This is a genomic window from Microlunatus ginsengisoli (genome assembly GCF_039537205.1).
Taxonomy (GTDB): domain Bacteria; phylum Actinomycetota; class Actinomycetes; order Propionibacteriales; family Propionibacteriaceae; genus Microlunatus; species Microlunatus ginsengisoli.
In genome coordinates this window covers 388,291-406,246 of record NZ_BAABAB010000022.1, presented here as the reverse complement: position 1 = coordinate 406,246, position 17,956 = coordinate 388,291, and the positions used below count along the sequence as shown (strand labels likewise).

Here is a 17,956-nt window from a genome sequence, read left to right as displayed (position 1 = left end):
TCCAGGGGCGCCGGTGCCGCACGGCAGAGCCGACGATGGCCGCGCGGCTAACCATCAACCTGAGGTGCAGGAATGTGGCCGTTTCGTGACCTCGCCCGCGTGTCACATCGGACGTGGTGGAATCTGCCGGAAGCGATCTCATAGCCTTGCGAGCGACGTCGCGTCTACCCGCTGTGAACCCTTCCCCGTCGAGTAGAGGTCAAGACTTGGCGTACACCTCTCCGCAGGCCAAGCGGAGGTTCGAGACGAAGCAGGAAGAGGCGTAAACCCGTGGTGTCTGCATCACAGAACTACCTGGCCATCATCAAGGTCGTCGGCGTCGGCGGTGGCGGCGTCAATGCGGTGAACCGGATGATCGAGGCCGGTCTGCGCGGCGTCGAGTTCATCGCGGTGAACACCGACGCGCAAGCCCTGCTGATGAGCGATGCCGACGTCAAGCTCGACATCGGTCGCGACCTCACCCGCGGGCTGGGCGCCGGCGCGGACCCCGACAAGGGTCGGCAGGCGGCCGAGGACCACGCCCAGGACATCGAGGACGCGCTGAAGGGCGCCGACATGGTGTTCGTCACCGCCGGTGAGGGTGGCGGCACGGGCACCGGCGGTGCGCCGGTCGTGGCCCGGATCGCCCGGGCCCTCGGGGCGCTGACCATCGGCGTGGTGACCCGGCCGTTCTCGTTCGAGGGCAAGCGTCGCGCGACCCAGGCCGATCAGGGCATCACGAACCTCCGCGAGGAGGTCGACACCCTGATCACCATCCCGAACGACAAGCTGCTCCAGATGATCGATCACCAGATCGCCATCCTGGACGCGTTCAAGCAGGCCGACCAGGTGCTGCTGCAGGGCGTCTCGGGTATCACCGATCTGATCACCACACCGGGCCTGATCAACCTGGACTTCGCCGACGTCAAGGCGGTCATGTCGAACGCGGGCTCCGCGTTGATGGGCATCGGCTCCGCGCGGGGCGAGGACCGGGCGCGGGCCGCGGCGGAGATGGCCGTGTCGTCCCCGCTGCTGGAGGCCAGCATCGAAGGCGCTCACGGGGTGCTGCTGTCGATCGCGGGCGGCTCCGACCTGGGTCTGTTCGAGGTGTCGGCCGCCGCCAACCTGATCCAGGAGGCCGCGCACGAGGACGCGAACATCATCTTCGGCACGGTGATCGACGACGCGCTCGGCGACGAGGTCCGGGTGACCGTGATCGCAGCCGGCTTCGAGGGCGGCCAGCTGCCGCGCCGTCAACCGGGGATCACCCGGGCGCCGGACCTGCGGGCCCAGCAGCCGCAGCGGCCGACCCTGGTCTCCTCCCAGCCGACCTCGACCCACTCGCCGGCCCATCCCAACCCGCCGGCGGAGCAGCCGGCCACCCTGCCGGGCAACCCCTTCGCACCCCAGCAGCCGCGCCCGGCCGCGCCGTCGCGTCCGGCCGAGGCCGACGACGACGACCTCGACGTACCGGACTTCTTGAAGTAGCTCGCGTCGGGCCCGTGCCGGCCGCGCGGGGCCGCCAGGTCTTCCGTGCCGCTTCACACCGCTGACAGCTGCTCCACACCCTGCACACGGGGTGCGGGGCGTGCGTCGGGGTGTGAAGCCGCCGTGGCCGGTCGGACGGGGCGGTGCGAGCGCTGCGCCCGACGAGCTGCCCGGTGGCGCGGCGGATCGGCCGGCACGAGCCCGCGAGCGATGCGAAGAGGTACGAGCGTGTCGGGCGGCGACCTACCTGGAAACGGCCGATCCGGCCGGTAGTGTCGAGCGCGGTACGACCCGGTTGCCTCCCGGCAAGGGACCCGGCGACCAGCACACAACGAGCGGATCACAAGGCGAGGACTCCTCAGATGGCGGATCGACTGAAGCGGGCAGCGGCGTGGCTCGGCCTGGTCACCGACGACCGTTACGGCGACTACGACGAGCGGGACGACAACAGCGAGCTCACCGAGGGGATCAGCCGCGAGGACCTGCTCGACGACGGCCGCGAGCACACCGGGACGGTGACTCCGCTCGAGTCGCGCCGCAACCCCGGCCAGGCCGCCCAGGCGGGCCACGTGCAGGGCGGCGGAACGGCGACCCTGGCGCCGCCGAGCGGTGGTGTGCCGGGCGATGGCGTCCAGTCGCACGCCACCCAGTCCCGCGGCACCCAGTCCTACGGCGGATCCACCGCGACCATCCCGACTCCCCGGACGGCTGACATGGCACGCATCACCACGGTTCACCCGCGCACGTACAACGAGGCCCGGGTGATCGGCGAGCACTTCCGCGACGGCGTACCGGTCATCATGAACCTGTCCGAGATGGAAGACGCGGACGCGAAGCGGCTGGTGGACTTCGCGGCCGGCCTGATCTTTGGCCTGCGTGGCACCATCGAACGTGTGACGAGCAAGGTCTTCCTGCTCTGCCCGCCGAACGTCAACGTGAGCTCGGAGGACAAAGAGCGGATCGCCGGCGGTTTCTTCAACCAGAGCTGAGCCCGCTCGTCGCGACCCGCGGCACCGGGCCCTCCGGTGCCGCGAGTTGGCAGAACACGAGCGTTAGGCGAAAACTGAGAACATGTGGATTGTCGGAAGCATCATCCAGTGGGTGCTCTGGATCTTCCTGCTCGTCCTGTTCGCGCGGATGATCTTGTCCTGGGTCCCGGTGCTGGTTCGCGACTGGGAGCCGAAGGGCCCGATGCTCGTCTTCGCCGAGATCATCTACTCGATCACCGACCCGCCGCTCAAGCTCGTCCGCAAGGTTCTCCGGCCCGTTCGGGTCGGCAACATGATGCTCGATCTGGCCTTCATCGGTCTGGCAATCCTGGTGTCCATCCTGATGCAGGTGAACGCCCACGTGCTGCTCCGCTGAGCTGCCGCGACCGCGTGTCGACCGTCGGAAGAACGGTCGCCGTCCCATCCGTGGTTCGGGCTGTGGCCGGCAGCGCGATTGGGTACGGTAGGGCACTGGCGGTCGGCAGGTCGTGACCGCATCCGAGTCGGGAAGATCTAGTCGAGGTGAAGGATGACGCTGTCGCTTGACGACGTGCGGAACAAGCGATTCCGGTTGGCCCGGAAGTCCGGGTACGAGGTCGCCGAGGTGGACGACTTCCTCGACCAGCTGCAGGAGTCGTTCGCCCAGCTGATCGAAGAGAACGAGACTCTCAAGAAGCAGCTCGACACCGTCGGCGACGGCGTCCCGGCGCCGGCCGCGGTGTCCGATACCGCGCCGCGGGAGCCGGCGGCACCGGCCGCGCCGGAGACCGTCGTGGTCACCACCACGCAAGAGGCGAGCTCCGCGGTCGTGCGGCTGGTGCAGCTGTCGACCGAGCAGGCCGATCGACTGGTCGCGGAGGCCAAGGCCGAGGCGGAGCGGATCCAGTCCGAGGCCGACACCGCAGCGAGCCAGCTGAGCAACGACTCGCATGCCGAGGCCGAACGGCTTCGGGCCGAGGCGCGCGAGCACGCCGAGCGGGTGCGGGCCGAAGCCGACGCACGGGTGCAGCAGCTCGACGCGGAGACCGCGCAGCGGCGTCAGGAGCTCTTCGGCGACCTGGATGCCGAACGCGCCCTGCTGTCGTCGGCCGTGCAGGACCTGCGCCACTTCGAGGAGGCGTTCCGGTCCAATCTGTCCGAGCACCTGAAGCGCCATCTCACGGTGCTGGAGGCCGGCGGCGCCGAGCCGTCGGACGTGCCCGAGCTGGCTCCGGCCCCCGGGGCACCGGTCGCCACGACGCCCCCGGCCGACGAGACCCCCGCACCCGTTGCCGACCACGACGAGGCCGGCGAGGGCGAGGAGGAGATCGAGACCGATCCCGACGCCACCGTGCAGGTCAGCGACACCCCCAGACTGGACGCCCTCCTCGGCGATCAGCGCTGAACCGTTCCGGCACCCGACCCACCGGCACGCGGTGGGCAACACCCCTGGTCGCGGCTCCGATCGTCGGTGCGCGCCGGCGGCCGGGGCCGGCTGCGATACGAAACCGACACAAATTGTCGATGATCATTGAACTCGCTGCGATTGCGGCCTAGTGTCGCTCCGATCACAGTCCACGGCCCCGAGGGAGACCGAATTGTCAACCGCCAAGGCGAGCGCCGCTGCCGGCGCCTCGTCCGCGTCCATCGCGAGCCAGTTGCCGGTCCGCGACGGCGAGGATCCGTGGACCGAGGAAGAGCTGGACGAGGTCCGGGCCGTGCTCGAGGAGGACATCCTCCGGTTCGAGAGCCAGATCGAGATCTCCACCGCAGAGCTAGTCGGACTGCTCCGCGACGGCAACGAGGGCGCGGGCCGCGACCCGGCCGACGTCGGTTCGGCGAACTTCGAGCGCGACGCCGAGATGTCGCTCGCGAACAACGCCCGCGAGATGCTGGACCAGTCGCGCCTCGCCCTCCGGCACATCCAGCTGGGGACGTACGGAAGCTGTGACAACTGCGGGAAGCCGATCGGCAAGGGCCGGCTGCAAGCGTTCCCGCGGGCGACCCTCTGCGTCAGCTGCAAGCAGCGCGAGGAGCGGCGATAGCCGACGAGACGCCGGTCGCAGCCGACGAGGGCGAGAGTCCCGGGACTCGGCCGGGCCGGGCGCGACTGATCGGTCTGTTCGCCGCGGTCGCGGTGGCCGGCGTCCTGCTCGATCTGCTGGCCAAGACACTGGCGGTCCGCCATCTCGACCCGGCCGAGCCGGTCCGGCTGCTCGGCGGCCTGCTCACCCTCCGGCTGATCCGCAACCCGGGAGCCGCGTTCAGCCTCGGCGAGCGGTTCACCTACGTGTTCGCGTTCCTGGCCGTCGGGGTGTTGATCTTCATCGGAATCCGGTTGGTGCCTCGGCTGGCCCACACCGGCTGGGCGGTCGCCCTCGGGCTGCTCTGCGCCGGGATCGCCGGCAACCTGATCGACCGGCTGTTCCGTGCGCCCGGGGTCTTCCGTGGCCACGTGGTCGACTTCTTCCAGTTGCCGCACTTCGCCATCTTCAACGTCGCCGACATGTGCATCACCGCTGCCGCGGTGATGATCATCGTGCTGGCCATGGTCAAGGGTGTCGGCATCGACGGGCACCGGTACACCCGTGACTGACGTCCGGGTCGTCTTGGTGCCCGACGGTCTGGACGGCGAACGTGTCGACGTGGCGGTGGCCCGGATGCTCGGGCTGTCGCGCAGCAAGGTGGAGGACCTGATCGCCGCCGGCCGGGTCCAGCTCGACGGGCGCACCGTCGGCAAGTCGGCGCGGGTCCACGGCGGCGCGATGCTGGAGGCCGAGATCGACGCCGAGCCGGCCGGGCCGGCGATCGTGCCCGAGGAGGTGGAGGGCATCGGCATCGTCTACGACGACGACGACATCGTTGTCGTGGACAAGCCCGCCGGGGTTGCCGCCCATCCGAGCCTGGGCTGGTCCGGGCCGTCGGTGCTCGGCCACCTCGCCGCCGCCGGATTCCGGATCTCCACCTCGGGTGTGCCGGAGCGCACAGGGATCGTCCAGCGGCTGGACGTGGGTACGTCGGGGCTGATGGTGGTGGCCAAGAGCGAGCGGGCCTACACCGTGCTGAAGCGCGCGTTCCGCTCCCGCACGGTCGACAAGACCTATCACTCCCTGGTGCAGGGGCATCCCGATCCCTTCACCGGCACGATCGAGGCACCGATCGGGCGCCACCCCAGCGGGGAGTACAAGATGGCGGTCATCGCGGGCGGCCGGCACAGCGTGACGCACTACGACACCCTGCATGCGTACGTCGGCACCACCCTGCTGGAGATCAAGCTGGAGACCGGGCGTACGCACCAGATCCGGGTCCACATGTCGGCCCTCCACCACCCCTGCGTCGGCGACGTCAACTACGGCGCGGACCCGACGCTGGCCGACCGGCTCGGGCTGCGGCGGCAGTGGCTGCACGCGGTCCGGCTCGGCTTTGTCCATCCGGTCAGCGGTGACGAGCTGGAGTTCGAGTCGAGCTATCCCGACGACCTGGCGGATGCGTTGGCGATCATCGCCGACGCCGGCTGACTCGGCAGCGACGACCGCCGTCGCTCGGTGACCGCCAGTGGACCACCGACATGGGTGGTCCGAAATCGTCCAGACACGGTCGCTACTGTCAACTCGTGCGTAGAGCCAAAATCGTCTGCACCCTGGGGCCAGCGTCCTCAGCACCGGAGCGCCTCGCCGAGCTCGTCGCGGCAGGCATGGACGTCGCCCGGCTCAACATGAGCCATGGCGACTACAGCGACCACGAGAAGAACCTGAACGCGGTCCGCGAGGCGTCCGCCAACGCGGGCCGGCCGATCGGGGTCTTCGCCGATCTGCAGGGCCCGAAGATCCGGCTCGGCCGCTTCGCGAACGGGAAGGAGACCCTGACCTACGGGGCGACCTTCACCATCACGGTCGACGACATCGCCGGCGACGTGAACCGCTGTTCGACGACCTACAAGGGTCTTCCCGGTGACGTCACCCCCGGCGAGATGATCCTGATCGACGACGGCCGGATCGCGTTGGAGGCCACCGAGGTGACCGAGACCGACGTCGTCACCAAGGTGGTGGTCGGCGGTCCGGTCAGCAACAACAAGGGCATCAACCTGCCGGGCGTCGCCGTCAGCGTGCCCGCGATGAGCGAGAAGGACACCGAGGACCTGCGCTGGGCGCTGCGTCACGGTGTCGACATGGTCGCGCTGTCGTTCGTGCGCAGCGCCAAGGACATCGAGCTCGTCCACCAGGTGATGGACGAGGAGGGTCGCCGGGTCCCGGTGATCGCGAAGATCGAGAAGCCGCAGGCCGTGGACAACCTCGACGAGATCATCGACAGCTTCGACGCGTTCATGGTCGCCCGCGGCGACCTCGGCGTCGAGCTGCCGCTGGAGGAGGTGCCGCTGGTCCAGAAGAAGATCGTCACCGCGGCCCGCCGCTGGGCCAAGCCGGTCATCGTGGCGACCCAGATGCTCGAATCGATGATCTCGGCGCCTCGACCGACCCGCGCGGAGGCCTCCGACGTCGCCAACGCGGTGCTGGACGGCGCCGACGCGGTGATGCTGTCGGGCGAGACGAGCGTCGGTGAGTATCCGGTCGTCACCGTCGAGACGATGGCCCGGATCATCGAGAACACCGAGTCGCACGGCCTGGATCAGATGCACGGCATCATCTGGGACCCGCACACCACCAGCGGCGTGATCACCAAGGCCGCGATGGACGTCGCCCAGCGGATCGACGCCAAGTTCCTGGTCGCCTTCACCCACTCCGGCGACTCGGCACTGCGGCTGTCCCGGCTGCGCTCGCCGATCCCGGTGCTGGCCTTCACCCCGATCGAGGACACCCGCTACAAGCTCACCCTGAGCTGGGGGATCGAGTCGTTCCTGGTGCCGATGGTGAACCACACCGACGACATGATCCGCCAGGTCGACAAGGCGCTGATCGACACCGGCCGGATCGCCGAGGGCGAGCGCGTCGTGATCGTCGCCGGCTCGCCCCCCGGGGTCGCCGGGCATACCAACATGGTCCGGGTCCGGCGGATCGGCGCGCCCCTCTGAATGGTCGGGCTCGCGCGACGGCGCGCGTTCACCGGCTCGGTTCATCGCTCTTCGTGAAGGGCGGAAAAGCGTTGCCCTTCACTCATCGTTCTTCACTCGCCGGGCGCGCCGTCTTCCGACGCTCGCCCTCCGGGCCGTGCCCTGAGTCGAAGGGCTGACTCACCCGCTGAACGAGCCCTGAGCTTGTCGAAGGGCAGACCGGCCGATGTATGTGCCCTGAGCCTGTCGAAGGGCAGATGGGCGCGCTTCGAAAGGGCGCAGCGCGCATTGGCGCGGTGCGTGCCCTGAGCTGGCCGAAGGGCGAGCCGGGCGCTCGATGCGTCGCAATAACGCGGCGATAGCGTGACGTCATGGCCACCGAAGCCCATGAGCGTACGAATTCTTCTGACACCCTTCGCAACGTCGTCCTGGTCGGCCCCTCCGGCGCCGGCAAGACCATGCTGTTCGAGCAGTTGCTGGCGGCCCGGGTGCCCGGCCGGCACTTCCGCGGCGACCCGGCCGCGACCCAGTCGCTCGGCGCCGGCTCCGCGGTCAGCGGCGCGGTCACGGTCAACCTGCTCGACACCCCCGGCCAGCCGGACTTCGTGGGGGAGGTGCGGGCGGGCCTGAGGGCCGCCGACGCCGTGCTGTTCGTGATCTCCGCGGCCGGCGACATCGACGACGCGACCCGGCTGCTGTGGCGCGAGTGTGAGGTCAACGGCAAGCCGCGCGCCGTGGCGGTGACCAAGCTGGAGCAGGCACGGGCCGACTTCGACGAGACCGTGGAGCGCTGCCGCCGGGCCTTCGGCGACGCTCAGCCGGTGGCCCTTCCGCTGCTGGCGGACGGCACGATGGTCGGACTGCTCGATCTGCTCCGGCAGGCGGTGAACCTGGCCGGCGATCCCACACCGCGACCGCCGGACGCCGAGGAGGGCGAGCTGATCGAGGAGCGGCGCGCCGAGCTGATGGAGTCGATCATCGAGGAGTCCGAGGACGAGGAGCTGCTCGAACGCCATCTGAACGGTGAGGAGATCCCGTTCGACACCGTCTGGCAGGACCTCCGTACGGCGGTCGCGACCGCTCGCTTCTTCCCGATCATCCCGACCCACGCGCCGGGTGGGATCGGCCTGGAGGCGCTCTATCTCCTGTTCGAGCAGGGCTTCCCGGCACCGACCGCGGCCGCGTTGCCGGCGGTGATGACGCCCGACGGTGGCGACTTCGGCGAGCTCCGCTGCGATCCGGGCGGCCCGCTGGTGGCGGAGGTGGTGCGCACGACCAGCGAGCCGTACGTCGGCCGGCTGTCCCTGGTCCGCGTCTTCTCCGGCACCCTGACGCCGGACACCTTGCTGCACGTCTGCGGCCACCTGCAGCAGTTCGCGTTCCACCACACCGACGCCCACGCCGACCACGACGTCGACGACGAGCGGGTCGGACCGCTGTCCACGCCGATCGGCGACGACGCCAAGGCCACGCCGTACGCGGTCGCCGGCGACCTCGTCCTGGTCTCCAAGCTAGGGGCGGCGGAGACCTCCGACACGCTGTCCACCGCCGATCGGCCGGCGCTGATCGAGCCGTGGCTACTGCCGGAGCCGCTGCTCCCGGTCGCCATCCACGCCGCGTCCAGAGCCGAGGAGGAGCGTCTGGGCTCGGCCCTGCAGCGGCTGGTCGCGGAGGACGTGACGATGCGGCTGGAGCACAATCCGGAGACGCACCAGATCGTGCTCTGGGCGATGGGCCCGGCGCACGTGGACAAACTGCTGTCCTCGCTCCGCGACACCTGGCACGTGCAGGTCGAGGTCGAGCCGTTGCGCACGTCGCTGCGGGAGACATTCGTCCGACCGGTCGAGGTGCTCGGCCGGCTGGTCAAGCAGTCCGGCGGCCACGGCCAGTACGCGATCTGCAAGCTCGAGATCGAGCCGCTCGATCGCGGCGCCGGAGTCGAGTTCGCCGAGCGGGTGGTCGGTGGCGCGGTGCCCCGGCAGTACATCCCGTCGGTGGAGAAGGGCGCCCGCAACCAGCTGGAGAAGGGGGTGCTGGCGGGCTACCCAGTGGTCGACGTACGGGTCACGCTGGTGGACGGCAAGGCGCATTCGGTCGACTCCTCCGACATGGCCTTCCAGACTGCTGCGATGCTCGCCCTCCGGGAGGCCGCGAACGAGTCCAACGTGTCGCTGCTGGAGCCGATCGACACCGTCGAGATCACCGTCGCCGAGGACTCCCTCGGGTCGGTCCTGGCCGACCTGCGCGGTCGCCGCGGCTTCGTCCACGGCACCGAAGCGGGCGAGATCCCCGGCCAGGTCACCGTGCACGCCGAAGTCCCCGCCCATGAGCTGGCCCGCTACCCGATCGACCTCCGCTCGGTCTCCCACGGCACCGGCACCTTCACCCGCACGTTCGCCCGCTACGACTACATGCCCCCCGCGCTCGCCCGCACCCTCGCCGCCACCTGAGTCCCAAGTCCACTTCTGAACGCCGCGACGGGCTCACGAGGCCGGCAGAGGAGCGAGTCGAGCGAAGAGGCGCTTTTCCTCTTCGCGAGCGAGCGACGACAGCGTCGTGTGAGCGTCTGAAGCCGGCGCCCGGCGAGTGAAGAACGATGAGTGGCGGCGAAATGGGCAGGGTCGGGCACCTGGGCACCAACGACGCCGTCACGAAGAGTGATGAACCGAGCCGGTGAACGCGCCGGCGGCGCGAACACGACGCAATTCAAAGGCCGGTGCCGAGGAGGGGAGTCGAACCCCTATGTCCTTGCGGACAGACGGGTTTGAGCCGTCCGCGTATACCATTCCGCCACCCCGGCCGGGTGCGCACCTGCGCCGCAGGGGCGACCGCTCATTCTGCCACAACGACCCGGCCAGAGCGTCCACCCGGGGCCTTCTCGATCGAGGCTCGTAACACGCGCTGGATAAAGTGATCGCGTGACGAACGGAAACAAGAAGACCAGTGCGGAGCATGGTCCGACCAAGGTGCTCGTGGCCGAGGACGAGGTGCTGATCCGCCTGGACCTGGTCGAGATGCTGACGGAAGAAGGCTACGACGTCGTCGGCGAGGCCGGCGATGGTGAGGCGGCCGTGGCGCTGGCGACCGAGCTGAAGCCGGATCTGGTCGTGATGGACGTGAAGATGCCCAAGCTCGACGGGATCAGCGCCGCCGAGCAGATCGCGGCCGAGCGGATCGCCCCCGTGGTGATGCTGACTGCTTTCAGCCAGCGCGAGTTGGTCGACCGGGCGCGCCAGGCCGGTGCGATGGCGTACGTGGTGAAGCCGTTCGGCAAGGCCGACCTGATCCCGGCGATCGAGATCGCCCGTGCCCGCTACGCCGAGATCGTGGCGGTCGAGGCCGAGGTGACCGACCTGACCGAGCGGTTGGAGTCGCGGAAGGCGGTCGACCGGGCGAAGGGCCTGCTGCAGACCGGCCTCGGGCTGACCGAGCCGGAGGCGTTCCGCTGGATCCAGAAGACCGCGATGGATCTGCGCAAGTCGATGCGTGAGGTCGCCGAAGGCGTGATCGAGCACGGTGCCGGCGCCGGCAAGAAGAAGTAGCTCCGACGCGCTTTCGCGCTTGCAATCGTGTAACAAACTGGCAACACGCTGAAGAATGCTGGCGAATCCTGAGAATTGCCGACGTAGGGTGCGCTTCAGACTCGGGGGAGTCTCGGGCTCGGCGACCCGCTATCGGCAGGGAACCCGGCTCGACTCGTCCGGCCTCGGCAAGGGGCCGGATCAGCCACTACAGGAGGAGAACACGTGCGCAAGCAACGGCTCGTCGCGGCAGGTATCACGGTGCTGGCCGCGACGCTGGCTCTGTCCGCCTGCGGATCGAGGAGTGAGTCCGGCGGCGGTGCCAGCGGCAGCAGCGAGAAGGTCGCGAAGATCGGCGTGATCGCGCCACTGTCCGGCGACCTGTCCGCGCTCGGACTGGGCATCCGCAACTCGGTCGACCTGGCCATCCGGCAGGCGAACGACAAGAACCTGATCCCGGGCTGGAAGCTCGAGATGGACGCCCAGGACGACCAGGCGACGCCGGACGTCGGCAAGAACGCGGCGACCAAGCTCGCCGGCGACGACGAGGTGGTCGGCGTGGTCGGCACCCTGAACTCGTCGGTGTCGCAGTCGGTCCAGCCGGTGCTCAGCGCGGCCACCATTACCCAGGTCTCGCCGGCGAACACCAACCCGACGCTGACCAAGGGCGCCGATCTCAGCAACCCGAAGCGCTCGTACCCCGGATACTTCCGGACCTGCACCACCGACGCCGTTCAGGGCCCGGTCGCGGCGCAGTACGCCTACGAGGCGGGCTACAAGAAGGTCGCCACCATCCACGACAAGAAGGCGTACGGCCAGGGCCTGGTCGCCGCCTTCACCGAGGCGTTCAAGGCGGCCGGCGGCGAGATCGTGGACGCGGAGACGATCAACCCGGACGACAAGGACTTCTCGGCCGTGATCAGCAAGGTCAAGAGTTCGAACCCGCAGTTGGTCTACTACGGCGGCGAGTACCCGCAGGCCGGTCCGCTGAGCCAGCAGGCCAAGGCGGCCGGACTGAGCGTGCCGCTGATGGGTGGCGACGGCATCTTCGACCCGGCCTACATCCAGCTCGCCGGCAAGACCTCCAACGGTGACCTGGCGACCTCCGTGGGTGCGCCCACCGAGACGCTGGACTCGGCGAAGCAGTTCGTCTCCGACTACTCCGCGGCCGGCTTCAAGGAACCGTACGGCGCCTACGGTGCCTACTCCTTCGACGCGGCCAACGCGATCATCAACGGTCTGAAGACCTCGCTGGCCAGCGCGTCGGACGCCAAGTCCGCGCGTCAGGCGACCATCGACGCCGTCCAGAAGGTGAGCTTCGAGGGTGCCACCGGCCCCGTCGCCTTCGACGAGTTCGGCGACACCACCAACAAGGTCATCACGGTCTACAAGGTGACCGACGGGAAGTGGGCCACCGAGGCGACGAAGACCGCCAAGTGATCCGGTCGACGAACTGATCGAAGGCATGCCGAGGGCGGCGGGCGATGGTGACATGGCCCGCCGCTCTCGTCGTGTTCGAGGATATTTCGTTGCTCGGCTTGTGTCCGACCGCTGCCGGACTGCCGCCAGTCGTGGCAGGATCGGCCCTACCGGTCTCGGGAGGCTTCTTTGACTGAGGTGTTGCAGCAGCTCGTGAACGGGTTGTCGCTCGGAGCGCTCTACGCGCTCATCGCCGTCGGCTACACCGTGGTCTACGGAATCATCCAGCTGATCAACTTCGCCCACGGCGAGATCTTCATGATCGGGGCGTTTGGTGCGCTGACCGTCTGGCTGCTGGTGCCCAGCGGCACGACCTCGGTCTGGATGCTGCCGCTGATGCTGATCGGCGGAATGATCGCCTCCGTCGGTGTGGCGCTGTTGATGGAGAGGTTCGCCTACCGCCCGCTCCGCAACGCGCCGCGACTGGCGCCGTTGATCACCGCGATCGGCGTCTCGATCTTCCTGCAGGAGTTCGTCCGCCTGTTCTACGGCGACATTCCGGGCTTCCCGGACAGCAAGCGGGCGATCCCGTTCCCGCAGATCGACTACGTCACCGGGCCGGCCTTCACCATCGGCGGGATCACCATCCAACGGGCGGCGCTGTTCACCATGGCAGCGCTGATCGTGTGCTCGGCGCTGCTGTATGTCTTCATCAACCGGACCCGGCTCGGCCGGGCGATGCAGGCCACCTCGCAGGACCCCGACACGGCGCGGCTGATGGGGATCAACGTCGACCGGATCATCATGGTCGCCTTCACCGTCGGCGCGGCCCTGGCCGCCGTCGCCGGCCTGTGCTACGGCCTGCGCTACACCAACGTCGACTTCCGGATCGGCTTCCTCGCCGGCCTCAAGGCCTTCACCGCGGCCGTGCTCGGCGGCATCGGCAACGTCGCCGGAGCAGTGGTGGGCGGACTCGTCCTCGGCGTGATCGAGGCGATGGCGACCTTCATTCCCGGCCAGTTCGGCGGGTCAGCCTGGAAAGACGTCTGGGCCTTCGTGATCTTGATCCTGGTGCTCGTGTTCAGACCTCAGGGTCTGCTCGGCGCGCGGGTGGTGGATCGAGCATGAGCCGGTTGCCCACCCTGATCACTCCGGAGCTGCAGGAGCGGTACACACCTGTCGGCCGGATTGTCGCGCTGGTCGGCTGCGCCGTCAGCATCGCGGCGCCGTTCCTCCCGTGGGCGTGGTCCGGCGACGCGCTTGACAACATGACGATCGCGGGCTATCCGTCCCCGCTGCAGATGATCGCGTTGGTCCTGGCCGCGATCATCGGCGGCCTGCTGATCGCGTCCTGGTTGATCAAACCGGATCGGCTGCCCTGGCGGATCGGCTGGATCCGCGGTGCGAAGGCAGGGACGTTCTGGCTGTTGCTCTACATCGCCCTGATCCTGGTCAGCATCGCCGTCGAGCTCGGCGGCCTGGTCAATGTCGTGTACGGCGGCTGGATCGCCCTGGTGGGAGCGGTGCTCGTGTTCGGCGGCACCCGCTTCCTGGTCCCCGAGCGGCAGCCGACGTTGGCCAGCGCTGTGGCCAAGCCGTGGATCGAGATCCTGGCGATCGTCGCCTTGATGGCGGTCGCGCTGTTCGGCACCGCGTTCGCCCTGAACCACGACGACGGCGGCTCGTTCGTCTCCTTCCTGGCCGCGGCCGGCGGGTTCATCGCCATCCTGTTCCGGACGGGGGTGATGAGTTGGCTGACCGGGGTGTCCGAGCGACATCGCAAGGTGCTCATCCTGGCCGCCTTCGTGGTGGCGTTCCTGTTCCCGTTCACCCAAAACGGCTCGGACGCGAACATGTCGATCGCGACCCAGATCCTGATCTTCGCGGCGACCGCGATGGGTCTGAACATGGTCGTCGGGCTGGCCGGTCTGCTCGACCTCGGTTATGTGGCCTTCCTCGGCGCCGGCGCCTTCACCGCGGCGGTCCTGTCCCGCTCCGCGTTCTCGACGGTGAACTTCCATCCGCCGTTCATCGTGGTCGTGCTGATCAGCGGGTGTGTCGCCGCCACCCTCGGCCTGCTGATCGGATCACCGACGCTGCGCGTGTCCGGCGACTACCTGGCGATCGTCACGCTGGCCTTCGGCGAGATCTTCCGGATCACCATGATCAACCTCGACGGACAGGCCGGCCCGAACCTGACCAACGGCTCCAACGGCATTCCGGCCATCCCGGACCTGTCGATCCTCGGCTTCGACTTCGGCAAGCCGCACGTCGTCTTCGGCATCACCCTCGGCCGCTTCTCGAACTACTTCTTCCTGCTCCTGTTCCTGCTCGCCTTGGTCATCCTGGTCTTCGTCCGGCTGAACGCCAGCCGGATCGGGCGGGGCTGGGTGGCGATCCGGGAGGACGAGCGGGCGGCCGAGGCGATGGGCGTCAACGTCTTCGGGCTGAAGCTCTTCGCGTTCGCCGGCGGCGCGTTCCTGGCCGGCGTGGCCGGGTCGGTGAAGGCGCACGTCGACGTCTCGGTGACTCCCGACCAGTACGTCTTCCTGACGTCGGCCTTCCTGCTTGCCGCGATCGTGCTGGGCGGCATGGGCACCGTGCTCGGCGTGCTCGTCGGTTCGGTCTTGTTGAACCTGCTGCCCGAGAAGCTCCGCTTCGTCGCCGACTACCGGCTGCTTCTGTTCGGACTGCTGCTGATCATCATGATGCGCTTCCGACCGGAGGGCTTGGTGGCCAACCAGCGCCGACAGCTCGAGTTCCACGAGGAGGACGAGGAACTCGTCGAACGGGTGCAGGAGGAGCTGGACGAAACCGGCGAGATGCGGGAGGCCACCCGATGAGCGCGTCACACCCCGTTCCCGACGCCACCGCCGCGGAGGCCGGCAGCACGATCCTGTCCGCCGAGAACGTCACCATGCGGTTCGGCGGACTGACCGCGGTCGACTCGGTGAACTTTCGGGTGGCGCGCGGGGAGATCATGGGCCTGATCGGACCCAACGGCGCAGGCAAGACCACCTTCTTCAATTGCCTGACAGGGATGTACCTGCCGACGGCCGGTCAGGTCGTTTTCGACGGCGCGGTGCTGCCGCCGAAGCCGCGCAAGGTCGTGCGGGCCGGCATGGCGCGTACGTTCCAGAACATCCGCCTGTTCGGCAACATGACCGCGCTCGAGAACGTGATGGTCGGCCGGTACTGCCGGACCACGGCCGGTCCGTTCACCTCGATCATCCGCGGCCCGAAGTTCCGCCGTGAGGAGGCCGCAGTGCGGGCCCGCGCACAGGAGCTGCTGGACTTCGTCGGCCTGCCGAACGCGACGGAGATCTTGGCCCGCAACCTGCCGTACGGTGATCAGCGCCGGTTGGAGATCGCCCGAGCCCTGGCCACCGACCCGAAGTTGATCCTGCTGGACGAGCCGACCGCCGGCATGAACCCGCAGGAGACCCGCCAGGCCGAGGAGCTGATCTTCAAGATCCGTGACCTGGGCCTGGCCGTGGTCGTGATCGAGCACGACATGCGGTTCATCTTCAACCTCTGCGACCGGGTGCTGTGTCTGGTCCAGGGCCGGGCACTGATCGAGGGCACTCCGACCGAGGTGCAGTCCGATCCGCGCGTGATCGAGGCCTACATCGGCACCGGGCCGGAAGCGTCGGACGAACCGGTCGACGGCGGCGAGGGTGGTGAGAGCTGATGCTGGAGGTCAAGAACCTCAAGGTGGCGTACGGCCGGGTGCGGGCGGTGAAGGGGATCAGCTTCAGCGTTGACCAGGGCCAGGTCGTCACCCTCGTCGGCACGAACGGAGCCGGCAAGACGACGACGCTGAAAACCATCTCCGGGCTGCTGCACCCCGAGTCCGGAGAGATCTGGTTCGAGGGCGAACGGATCGACAACGTGCCGGCCCACGACGTCGTCAGCCGCGGTCTGGCCCACTCGCCCGAGGGCCGGCGGATCTTCCCCAGGCTGACGGTCGAGGAGAACCTCCGGCTCGGCGCGTTCGCTCGCCGGGACCGCGCCGGGGTCGCCAGCGATCTCGACCGGGTCTTCGGCCTGTTCCCGATCCTCCAGGAGCGCCGCAGCCAACCGGCCGGTACGTTCTCCGGCGGCGAGCAGCAGATGTTGGCGATCGGTCGGGCAATGATGAGCAAACCGAAACTGCTCATGCTGGACGAGCCGTCGATGGGCCTCTCGCCGCTGATGATGCAGCGGATCATGAGCACCATCGTCGAGCTGCGGTCCGAGGGCGTGACCATCCTGCTGGTGGAGCAGAACGCCCAGGCGGCGCTGTCGCTGGCCGACCACGGCTATGTGCTGGAGGTCGGCAAGATCGTTCTCGACGGGACGGGTCAGGCGCTGCTGACCGACGAGAACGTCCGCAAGGCCTATCTCGGCGAGGAGTAGGACGTCCACACCTCCGACCTAGAGTGAGTTCGTGCGGACTCGAGCGCGGACCCCGGCGGTCCGGTGCACGGTGGCGGCGCTGCTGCTGATCGCGACCGGGTGCACCGCCGGCCCGGTGACGCCGCCCGCCCCGTCACCGGCACCCCCGGTCCAGCTGGACGGTTGGGGCCGGGTGCCGCTGCCGGACGCGATGCACGCGTCCTCGATCGCGCTGATCGGGCGAACCCTCGTGGTCGGCGGGTACGTCGGCACCGGCACGGACCGCGCGCCGGCCCTGGCCCGGGGCGCCGCCGCCGATCCGCACTTCGCTGCCGCGGACGTAGCGCCGCAGACGCCGTACGGAAAGGTGGCCGACCTGGTCTCGGTCACGGGAAGCGGTTCCTCCGTGGTCGCCCTCGGAGCCGCTCACGGCGGCGCGCACTCGAACTTCCGCTGGACGGTCTGGTCCGGCAGCACCGGGCGGGTGATCGACCGGCCGCAGAGCTTCTACGCGTTCGGCGGCGAGGAGGCCGGCGGCCTGCTCGACGTCGCCTGGGACGGCAGCGGACCGATGATCGTCGGCACCTGGCAGGGAGCCCGGGGGCTGGACGGCCGGATCTGGCGGGTGGCTCATGATCGATGGTCCCGCCAGGCGCCCGTGCCGGCGCTGACCAACACCGCGACCCGCCAGGTCGCGCCGCGGGCCGCGGAGACGCGTTCCGGCGCGACCGTGATCAGCGGCTCGGTGATCGATCTTGCCGACGGCGTGCACCAGTCGGCGGCGATCTGGCGTGGATCGGGCGCGAGCTGGACCCTGACGGTGCTGCCCGATGCCGGCCGGCGGAGCGAGGCCTGGTCCACCGACTGCGCCGCGAGCTGCGCCACGCTCGGATCGCGCGATGGCGTCGCCGCGCTCTGGGACGACGGGGCGCGAGCTCCGCTGCCCGAGCTGACGGTCGGCGACGGCGACAACGGCGTCGTGCTCAACGGCAGTGATCGCGTGCTCGCCGCGCTGAGCTCGTCCGGTTCGGGCCGCCTGCTGGTCGGCCACGCCGGGGAGTGGCGTGCCTATACCGCTCCCGACGGGGTGGTCCGGGCCGCGCTGCTGGTTGGTTCCCGGCTGTATCTGGTCACCGAGGACGGCGGCGGTTCGTTGTGGTCCCGAGACGTCTCCGACCTGCTGGCGCGCTGAGCCG

Annotated in this window: 16 protein-coding genes and 1 tRNA gene; 16 read left to right on the top strand and 1 reads right to left on the bottom strand. The window is 69.1% G+C overall.

The window, feature by feature from the left end:
• Nucleotides 1-270 precede the first annotated feature (270 nt).
• The 9 genes from ftsZ to ABD747_RS16680 all read left to right on the top strand — a co-directional run bounded on the left by ftsZ (nt 271) and on the right by ABD747_RS16680 (nt 9,893).
• Nucleotides 271-1,467, top strand: a complete 1,197-nt coding sequence (gene ftsZ, locus ABD747_RS16720; RefSeq protein ID WP_344806572.1) for a cell division protein FtsZ — start codon at nt 271-273, stop codon at nt 1,465-1,467.
• Nucleotides 1,468-1,829: 362 nt separating this feature from the next.
• The gene (locus tag ABD747_RS16715; protein WP_344806570.1) at nt 1,830-2,456 is read left to right on the top strand and encodes a cell division protein SepF; all 627 of its coding nucleotides are present in this window, start codon (nt 1,830-1,832) and stop codon (nt 2,454-2,456) included.
• 82 nt (nt 2,457-2,538) lie between these two features.
• On the top strand, nt 2,539-2,832 hold the full coding sequence (locus ABD747_RS16710; protein WP_344806568.1) for a YggT family protein: 294 nt from the start codon (nt 2,539-2,541) through the stop codon (nt 2,830-2,832).
• A 153-nt stretch (nt 2,833-2,985) separates the two neighbouring features.
• Entirely contained in the window at nt 2,986-3,840 is an 855-nt protein-coding gene (locus ABD747_RS16705; RefSeq protein ID WP_344806566.1) for a DivIVA domain-containing protein, read from the top strand.
• 193 nt (nt 3,841-4,033) lie between these two features.
• The gene (locus ABD747_RS16700; RefSeq protein ID WP_344806564.1) at nt 4,034-4,480 is read left to right on the top strand and encodes a TraR/DksA family transcriptional regulator; all 447 of its coding nucleotides are present in this window, start codon (nt 4,034-4,036) and stop codon (nt 4,478-4,480) included.
• A 65-nt stretch (nt 4,481-4,545) separates the two neighbouring features.
• The gene (gene lspA, locus ABD747_RS16695) at nt 4,546-5,031 is read left to right on the top strand and encodes a signal peptidase II (RefSeq protein ID WP_344806712.1); all 486 of its coding nucleotides are present in this window, start codon (nt 4,546-4,548) and stop codon (nt 5,029-5,031) included.
• The gene (locus ABD747_RS16690; RefSeq protein WP_344806562.1) at nt 5,024-5,953 is read left to right on the top strand and encodes an RluA family pseudouridine synthase; all 930 of its coding nucleotides are present in this window, start codon (nt 5,024-5,026) and stop codon (nt 5,951-5,953) included. The genes lspA and ABD747_RS16690 overlap by 8 nt, the downstream gene beginning before the upstream one ends.
• A 95-nt stretch (nt 5,954-6,048) precedes the next feature.
• Nucleotides 6,049-7,464, top strand: coding sequence for a pyruvate kinase (gene pyk / locus ABD747_RS16685; RefSeq protein ID WP_344806560.1), 1,416 nt, complete (start codon nt 6,049-6,051; stop codon nt 7,462-7,464).
• Nucleotides 7,465-7,814: 350 nt separating this feature from the next.
• Nucleotides 7,815-9,893 (top strand): elongation factor G-like protein EF-G2, encoded by a 2,079-nt coding sequence (locus ABD747_RS16680; RefSeq protein ID WP_344806558.1) that lies wholly within the window; start codon nt 7,815-7,817, stop codon nt 9,891-9,893.
• Between the two features lie 267 nt (nt 9,894-10,160).
• On the opposite strand, the gene ABD747_RS16675 is transcribed toward ABD747_RS16680, so the two are convergent.
• Nucleotides 10,161-10,243: transfer RNA gene (locus ABD747_RS16675), tRNA-Leu, on the bottom strand.
• Nucleotides 10,244-10,361: 118 nt separating this feature from the next.
• Between ABD747_RS16675 and ABD747_RS16670 the strand changes: the two genes are divergently transcribed.
• The 7 genes from ABD747_RS16670 to ABD747_RS16640 all read left to right on the top strand — a co-directional run bounded on the left by ABD747_RS16670 (nt 10,362) and on the right by ABD747_RS16640 (nt 17,952).
• Complete coding sequence (locus ABD747_RS16670; protein WP_344806556.1) at nt 10,362-10,985, top strand: ANTAR domain-containing response regulator; 624 nt, start codon at nt 10,362-10,364, stop codon at nt 10,983-10,985.
• A 204-nt stretch (nt 10,986-11,189) separates the two neighbouring features.
• Nucleotides 11,190-12,404, top strand: coding sequence for a branched-chain amino acid ABC transporter substrate-binding protein (locus ABD747_RS16665; protein ID WP_344806554.1), 1,215 nt, complete (start codon nt 11,190-11,192; stop codon nt 12,402-12,404).
• 177 nt (nt 12,405-12,581) lie between these two features.
• Nucleotides 12,582-13,511: a branched-chain amino acid ABC transporter permease gene (locus tag ABD747_RS16660; protein ID WP_344806710.1), complete on the top strand. Its 930-nt coding sequence runs from the start codon at nt 12,582-12,584 to the stop codon at nt 13,509-13,511.
• Nucleotides 13,508-15,226, top strand: coding sequence for a branched-chain amino acid ABC transporter permease (locus ABD747_RS16655; RefSeq protein WP_344806552.1), 1,719 nt, complete (start codon nt 13,508-13,510; stop codon nt 15,224-15,226). The genes ABD747_RS16660 and ABD747_RS16655 overlap by 4 nt, the downstream gene beginning before the upstream one ends.
• Nucleotides 15,223-16,074 (top strand): ABC transporter ATP-binding protein, encoded by an 852-nt coding sequence (locus tag ABD747_RS16650; protein WP_344806550.1) that lies wholly within the window; start codon nt 15,223-15,225, stop codon nt 16,072-16,074. Before ABD747_RS16655 ends, ABD747_RS16650 begins: the two co-directional genes overlap by 4 nt.
• Nucleotides 16,074-16,781, top strand: a complete 708-nt coding sequence (locus ABD747_RS16645; RefSeq protein ID WP_344806548.1) for an ABC transporter ATP-binding protein — start codon at nt 16,074-16,076, stop codon at nt 16,779-16,781. The genes ABD747_RS16650 and ABD747_RS16645 overlap by 1 nt, the downstream gene beginning before the upstream one ends.
• 31 nt (nt 16,782-16,812) lie before the next feature.
• Nucleotides 16,813-17,952 carry a hypothetical protein gene (locus ABD747_RS16640; RefSeq protein WP_344806546.1) on the top strand — a complete coding sequence of 380 codons (1,140 nt, stop codon included), beginning with the start codon at nt 16,813-16,815 and terminating at the stop codon, nt 17,950-17,952.
• The last annotated feature ends 4 nt before the right edge of the window (nt 17,953-17,956 follow it).